The 6,948-nt window shown below is 54.0% G+C and carries 7 protein-coding genes; all 7 read left to right on the top strand.

Annotated features, from left to right (window positions below; all coding sequences use genetic code 11):
• A partial coding sequence (locus tag GS614_RS22420) for a hypothetical protein (protein WP_199491037.1) occupies positions 1 to 68 on the top strand: 68 nt, incomplete at its 5' end.
• Positions 69 to 194: 126 nt separating this feature from the next.
• Positions 195 to 2,036: an amidohydrolase gene (locus GS614_RS08040; RefSeq protein WP_171725907.1), complete on the top strand. Its 1,842-nt coding sequence runs from the start codon at positions 195 to 197 to the stop codon at positions 2,034 to 2,036.
• A gap of 176 nt (positions 2,037 to 2,212) precedes the next feature.
• A complete protein-coding gene (gene rpsJ, locus GS614_RS08035; protein WP_008756422.1) occupies positions 2,213 to 2,527 on the top strand; it encodes a 30S ribosomal protein S10 in 315 nt (104 codons plus the stop codon).
• A gap of 15 nt (positions 2,528 to 2,542) precedes the next feature.
• Positions 2,543 to 3,268, top strand: a complete 726-nt coding sequence (rplC, locus tag GS614_RS08030; RefSeq protein WP_171207126.1) for a 50S ribosomal protein L3 — start codon at positions 2,543 to 2,545, stop codon at positions 3,266 to 3,268.
• Entirely contained in the window at positions 3,265 to 3,882 is a 618-nt protein-coding gene (gene rplD / locus GS614_RS08025) for a 50S ribosomal protein L4 (protein WP_155148664.1), read from the top strand. Before rplC ends, rplD begins: the two co-directional genes overlap by 4 nt.
• Positions 3,879 to 4,175: a 50S ribosomal protein L23 gene (locus GS614_RS08020; RefSeq protein WP_008757532.1), complete on the top strand. Its 297-nt coding sequence runs from the start codon at positions 3,879 to 3,881 to the stop codon at positions 4,173 to 4,175. The genes rplD and GS614_RS08020 overlap by 4 nt, the downstream gene beginning before the upstream one ends.
• A 157-nt stretch (positions 4,176 to 4,332) precedes the next feature.
• Positions 4,333 to 5,883, top strand: a complete 1,551-nt coding sequence (locus GS614_RS08015; protein WP_171725906.1) for an alpha/beta hydrolase — start codon at positions 4,333 to 4,335, stop codon at positions 5,881 to 5,883.
• Positions 5,884 to 6,948 lie beyond the last annotated feature (1,065 nt).

Below are 6,948 nucleotides of genomic sequence, written 5' to 3'. Positions count from 1 at the left end.
TGCGTTTCGCCATCCGCGAAGGCGGCCGCACCGTCGGCGCCGGCGTTGTGTCGAAGATTATTGAATAATTCGCGCAAGCGAATGATCAGACGGAAAGGGCGCCCCGCGGGGCGCCTTTTTTCAATTTCGGAAACGCACACCGAGATGTTACCCTTTTCCGTATTGAAACATTGCAATTCGAAAGAGGTCATAAGATGCACGTAACGGCACGTTCACTCTGTCTTGTCGCAGCAATCGCGTTTTCATCAACCTCGGTATCGTCCCAACAAATCGCGGATCGCATTTTTCTTGGCGGTCCAATCGTCACAATGAATGACGAAGGCCCCTCTGCCGAAGCGGTTGCAGTCAAAGACGGGCGTATTCTGGCCGTCGGATCGCTGTCTGATCTATCTGCGTATCAAGGTGATGGAACGGAAACCTTCGATCTGAACGGACGCGCGATGCTGCCGGGCTTTGTGGACAGCCATGGGCATGTTGTCATGGGAGGTTTGCAGGCACTGTCAGCCAACCTTCTCGCGCCGCCGGATGGAGATGTCGTTGATATCGCAAGCCTGCAATCAACACTGTCCAACTGGGCCGCTGAGAATGCGGAAGCCGTTGAGCAGGTGAAAATGATCGTTGGCTTTGGTTACGACAACGCGCACCTGAAAGAGCTGCGTCACCCGACACGGCAAGAACTGGATATGGTGTCCCAAGACTTGCCGGTCATCATCATTCATCAATCCGGGCATTTGGGGGTCGCAAATTCAAAAGCTCTGGAGTTGGCAGGTATCACCGCCACCTCAGAAGCACCTCCGGGCGGTGTGATTCAGCGCGATGAAGCTGGTGAGCCTAACGGCGTTCTGGAAGAATACGCGTTCTTTTCGGTTCTTGTTCCCATGCTTGGAAATCTGGGTGAGAAAGGCTTGGCGGCATTCGCGAAGGCCGGAACAGAGCTTTGGGCTAAGTTTGGATATACAACCGGACAAGAAGGCCGATCGTCCGGCGAGATTGTCGAGGTTCTCAGGAAAGTTGCAGCCGAAGAAGGGCTGCCCATCGACGTGGTCGCGTTTCCAGACGTTTTGGAAGCTCGGGAGTTCATCAGAGAAAACACATCCGCAGACTATGAGAACCGGGTCCGGGTTGGGGGTTGCAAGCTGACAATCGACGGTTCACCGCAGGGTTTCACAGCCTTGCGGGATCGACCCTATTACAATCCGGTTGGAAATTATGCCGCCGGGTATGCCGGATATGCCGCCATAACGATGGAGCAGCTTCAGGACGCGGTGAACTGGTGTTATGAGAACGGCTTCCAGATCCTTGTGCATTCCAACGGCGAAGGAGCATCCGATATGCTGATTGCGGCCCTCGAAGAAGCGCAGATCAAGTATGGCGACCCGGGCAACCGCCCCGTTCTGATACACGGCCAATTTCTGAGGGAGGATCAGGTTGCCAGTTTCAAACGGCTTGGCGTGTTCCCGTCGCTTTTCCCGATGCACACGTTCTATTGGGGCGATTGGCACCGGGATCATACTGTGGGACCGGTCAATGCCGACAACATCTCACCCACGGGATGGCTGCGAGAAAGGGACATGATGTTCGGCACACACCACGATGCCCCGGTCGCGTTTCCCGACAGTATGCGGGTTCTTGCCGCGACGGTCACTCGCCGCACCCGTTCGGGCGACATATTGGGGCCGCATCAAAGGGTGGACGTCATGACTGCACTTAAGGCCATGACAATTTGGCCTGCGTGGCAGCATTTTGAGGAAAACGAGAAGGGGTCGATTGAAGTTGGCAAAGTTGCAGACTTTGTGATCTTGTCTGACGATCCCACGACGGTCGATCCAGAGACCCTAGCCGAGCTCAAAGTGCTTGTAACCGTCAAAGGTGATGAGGTTGTTTACGAAGCTGAAGAAGGTGTCAGAGAGGGAAAGGTGCGTTTTTCTCCATTTTCCAGTGACCCAGTTATTGCGCATCTTTTTTTGCACGCGGTTTACCAAGGAATGAAGGTCGAAAGTCCATGGTTAACCAATGGCGTTTCTGGAGGTGAATAGAAGGGTTTTCATTCTGGCATTTGCCTCTTGCAAAAACGCTCAGGTCGCTATAGTACGCGCGGGTTCTCAATAAGAACATCAAGGCGGGGTGATTCCCGCCTTTTGGGTTCGATGAGGGTTGGCGATGCGCGTCTATCCTCCTCTCAACTCCAACGCCTGAATAAAAGGCTGTTAATATGCAAAGCCAAAACATCCGTATTCGGCTGAAGGCATTTGACTATCGCGTTCTGGATGCCAGCACGCAAGAGATCGTCAACACTGCCAAGCGGACCGGCGCGAACGTGCGCGGACCGATCCCGCTGCCGAACAAGATCGAGAAGTTCACGGTTCTCCGTGGCCCTCACGTTGACAAGAAATCCCGCGACCAGTTCGAGATCCGCACGCACAAGCGTCTTCTCGACATCGTTGATCCGACCCCCCAGACCGTTGACGCGCTGATGAAGCTCGACCTCGCTGCTGGTGTGGACGTCGAGATCAAGTTGCAGTCGTAATCGGAGGGTATGAGAATGCGCTCTGGTATTATCGCAAAAAAAGTTGGCATGACCCGCCTGTTCATGGAAGACGGCAAGCAGATCCCTGTGACCGTTCTTCACCTGGACAACCTGCAGGTCGTTGCACAGCGGACCGCTGAAAAAGACGGCTACACCGCCGTTCAGCTGGGCGCCGGTGCTGCCAAGGCAAAACGCACCTCGAAAGCCATGCGCGGTCACTATGCTGCTGCCAAGGTCGAGCCCAAGCGTAAGCTGGCCGAGTTCCGCGTCTCCGAAGATGGCCTGATCGAAGTGGGTGCCGAGATTTCGGCAGAACATTTCCTGGAAGGTCAGAAAGTTGACGTTTCGGGTACCTCGATCGGTAAAGGCTTTGCCGGTGCGATGAAGCGTCACAACTTCGGTGGTCTGCGCGCCTCGCACGGTGTTTCGATCAGCCACCGTTCGCACGGTTCGACCGGTCAGTGTCAGGACCCGGGCAAGGTGTTCAAAGGCAAGAAGATGGCCGGTCACATGGGTGCTGCCCGTGTTACCACCCAGAACCTGGAAGTCGTCAAAACCGACGCCGACCGTGGTCTGGTCTTCATCAAAGGTGCCGTTCCCGGACCGAAATCGGGCTGGGTCACCGTCAAGGACGCCGTGAAGAAGAAAGCACCGGAAGGCCTGCCTTTCCCGGCTGCTGTGAAATCGGCTGCAACCGAAGCACCTGCGGAAGAAGCTCCCGCGGAAGGTGGTGAAGCATGAAACTTGATGTAATCAAACTGGACGGCGGCAAAGCCGGCGACATCGAGCTGAACGCCGATCTGTTCGGTCTCGAGCCGCGTGCGGACATCCTGCACCGTGTGGTCCGTTGGCAGCGCAACAACGCGCAGGCCGGCACCCACAAGGTCAAGACCCGCTCGGAAACCAGCTACTCGACCAAGAAGATCTATCGCCAGAAGGGCACCGGTGGCGCACGCCATGGTGACCGCAACGCGCCGATCTTCCGCAAGGGTGGCATCTACAAGGGCCCGACCCCTCGTTCGCACGGCCACGACCTGCCGAAGAAGTTCCGCAAGCTTGGCCTGCGCCACGCTCTGTCGGCAAAAGCCAAAGCAGGTGAACTGGTTGTGATCGAGAACGCCGAAGCCGAAGGCAAGACCGCCGCTCTGGCCAAACAGGTTGCAAACCTGGGCTGGAAACGCGCTCTGGTCATCGACGGTGCGACCGTGAACGAAGGTTTCCTGAAGGCGTCGCGCAACATCGAAGGTCTGGATATCCTGCCGTCGATGGGTGCAAACGTTTATGACATCCTCAAGCGTGACACCCTGGTGCTCACCAAAGCGGCTGTCGAAGCACTGGAGGCTCGTCTGAAATGAGCGCGAAGGCAGAACACTACGACGTGATCCGCAAGCCGATCATCACCGAAAAGTCGACCATGGCGTCCGAAAACGGCGCAGTTGTCTTTGAAGTGGCGATCGACAGCAACAAGCCGCAGATCAAAGAGGCCGTTGAGGCGCTGTTTGGTGTGAAGGTCAAAGCGGTGAACACCACCGTGACCAAAGGCAAGGTCAAGCGGTTCCGCGGCCAGCTGGGCCGTCGGAAAGACGTCAAAAAAGCATATGTGACCCTGGAAGAGGGTAACACCATCGACGTATCCACCGGTCTCTGATCGAACCCGTCTTTAGAGAGAGATGAAGGCCCCCGCGAAAGCGGGGGCTTTTTTTGTTGAAAATTAGACGCTTGGCAGAACGGCCACATGTTGACAGCATGTTTTACCGGCACAAAGATGGCGGAAGTTAGAATGATATTTATGTAGATATGACAAAATGGCTAATCCTTGGCATGTGAGTTGGTTGAATGAAGGCGTTAAAAGGTGGAACCAGCGCCGGAAGCGTGTCTACTTTGAACCGGATCTATCCGGCCTTAATTTCTTCGACATTCTTCCCCCTGATTTTCGAGATGATCCAAAGACGTCCCGTTACTTTGAAAGAATTGATCTAAGTGACGCTGACCTAGTAGGCGCGAACCTGTCGCGACTAAATTTCCAGAAATCAAAGTTTGATAATGCGAGACTACAGGAAGCTGACCTCACGCGGTCCAACTTTGAGAAAGCTTCCTTCAGCTCTGCCGATCTAACAGGTGTTAGATTTGAGGGTTCAATTCTTGCCGAAGCGGTCTTTGAAAACTCAATTTTAGAAAAAACCTCGTTTCAAAACGCCGATATTGATGGGGTTTTGATTATTGGGACTGAATTAAGCTCTGAGCAACGTGATCATGTGGGCTCACAGTACATTCGAGAATACCCTTCAAGGGCAGTTTATCGAGATGAGTTGCGACAAAGAACTTCACTCATTGCAGAAAAGAAAGGTGAACTAGAACCAAAGGAAGACGCTCGCCCTCGGAAGAACGCCTACGAAGTCTTTTTTGGAACAACGCGTGATCCGATAATCGAACGTGGGGCGGTCATTGGGTACGGGGCAGAGCAATGGCAGCAAATAAATTATGGGATCGCTCAGGTTGTTGTTCCAGAGGGCAACAGGCTGGGTGGGCTAGGTAAGACGCTCTGGAGGCGGTTGTTTAACAAGCAGAAAAGTGACCTGCGACTTAAGCAAATCATGACGCTTAATGAAGACCTATTTTTCTCAGTTCTGAGGAAGGTAAACAATTCAGGTGGGCATCTTCAACGCCCCACAATTTTTGTTCATGGTTACAACACCTCTTTTGAAGGTGCAGTCCTTAGAGCCGCGCAGTTTGGTCACGACCTTGGAATAGCCCAAGGTATTGGTTTGTTTAGTTGGCCATCGCTTGGAACAGAGGCAGGTTACTCACCCGATGAGGCTAGCGCCGAACGCAACAGATACGCTCTGTCAGAATTTCTTGAGATGTTTGCTGGAGCATTTTCGGAGCATGGTGTTAGCGTTGTTGCGCACAGTATGGGGTGTAGATGCCTACTCGGGGCAATTGAGGTTCTTGCTTCAAGAAATCCAAGTGCTGCAGCTTCCATACATCAAGTTATTCTGGCCGCTGCCGATGTCGACGCAGCAATAATGCCGTATCAAGGAGTACATGCAGTTTCCTCAGCTGACAGAGCAACTTCATATGTCGGTGACAGGGACCTGGCATTGAAGCTCTCAAGATGGTTGCATGGATATGATCGAGTAGGTCTTGTACCTCCTGCGTTTACAATGCCGGGTTTAGACACTGTAATTATGAATGACGAAGACTTAGGCCCATTTGCGCATGGCTATATTGGCCAAAGTCGCGCGGTTCTTGGAGATGTTCATTCGTTGCTGACAAAGAATGAGCCACCTTCATCGCGCTTTTCCATGAGAGAATACCTCATCGATGGCGTTCAAGTTTGGAAGCTGGCGGACTGAAGCTAAAAGCTCCTTGCTGGAAACCACGAAAAATCTGGGTTTGGGCTTTTTGTTTGCGGAATACACAAATTGGCCCGGTGAGTGTTCTCATTATCCTATAGACACCCACCCCCAACCCTGTTTCACGCTCCCAATCTTGCGGCCTCGGATTCGTTCCGGGGCCTCTGATATTTGTAACCGGGGACCTTCGGGGCCCTATACCCTTGGCACCTACGGGGGCCTATCACATAGCAGGGAACCCCCCTGCACTTGCTAAACGGAAGACAGAAAGCATGGCACTCAAGTCGTATAAGCGCGTTATTTTTTGACCGCCGCAAAGACGGCTGGACGTCAGGTGCAGTTCTGGAAAAGAGCAATGAAATCGATCTGAGCACCGGTTTTTGACCCAACATGAACGGCTGATCACGGCCCGGCGGTTTCACCCGTCGGGGTCGATTTCATTTCAGCCCTGAAATTCTGCGCCGTCTGGCTTTGGGAACAAATGCGCGGTGTCAGCGCCGAGCCCGTTTTCAGGTTGCCGATAAAAAGATGGGGCCGTTTTCCGTTTCTGATAGCCTGAAATAGGACCGTGCCGATGTGGATACGACTTCTTTGATGAAGGGTCGCCATGCGGTCGGAAAGACTGATCCGTCCGGGTTCGCCCAGACCTCTGGCACGTTGTTGGAACACGCAAGGGCAGATCTGCGCCTGGGTATCTCCAGGTTTCATGTACCTGCCACGTCCCCTTTTGGGCTGCCCGTTACACCGAGAATCGTCCGCAGGGGCATTGCCTGATCAGCCCAACGCTCATGGCCCGTCGGTTCGTGGATCACTGTGACCAGGACTGCGCAGTGCAGAGGATAACGTTGCAGATGACAAACCACCCGATCAACCTGTTCAAGTGTGGAATGCCAATCCGGACACCGTACGTTTCAAGACGTTTCGGCCCGCGTCATGCGCCAGCAGCTGCCGCAGGCGGCCATTGGGCCCGGTGGCCCCCGGCGCGTCAGCAGAGTGCACACGCAACATGCGGCCTTACGATGTACGGTCGAGTCACGAGCTTTGAGATAGCGCTATAACCCCCGC

Origin of the sequence: Ruegeria sp. HKCCD6604 (genome assembly GCF_013110635.1) — a bacterium.
Taxonomy (GTDB): domain Bacteria; phylum Pseudomonadota; class Alphaproteobacteria; order Rhodobacterales; family Rhodobacteraceae; genus Ruegeria.
Note: the sequence above shows the minus strand (reverse complement) of the source record. Positions and strands in the feature narration are given on the sequence as shown.

What these genes read in the sequence shown, in the direction of transcription:
- GS614_RS08040 (WP_171725907.1), top strand. Translation starts at nt 195, where the DNA reads ATGCACGTAACGGCACGTTCACTCTGTCTTGTCGCAGCAATCGCGTTT.
- rpsJ (WP_008756422.1), top strand. Translation starts at nt 2,213, where the DNA reads ATGCAAAGCCAAAACATCCGTATTCGGCTGAAGGCATTTGACTATCGC.
- rplC (WP_171207126.1), top strand. Translation starts at nt 2,543, where the DNA reads ATGCGCTCTGGTATTATCGCAAAAAAAGTTGGCATGACCCGCCTGTTC.
- rplD (WP_155148664.1), top strand. Translation starts at nt 3,265, where the DNA reads ATGAAACTTGATGTAATCAAACTGGACGGCGGCAAAGCCGGCGACATC.
- GS614_RS08020 (WP_008757532.1), top strand. Translation starts at nt 3,879, where the DNA reads ATGAGCGCGAAGGCAGAACACTACGACGTGATCCGCAAGCCGATCATC.
- GS614_RS08015 (WP_171725906.1), top strand. Translation starts at nt 4,333, where the DNA reads ATGGCTAATCCTTGGCATGTGAGTTGGTTGAATGAAGGCGTTAAAAGG.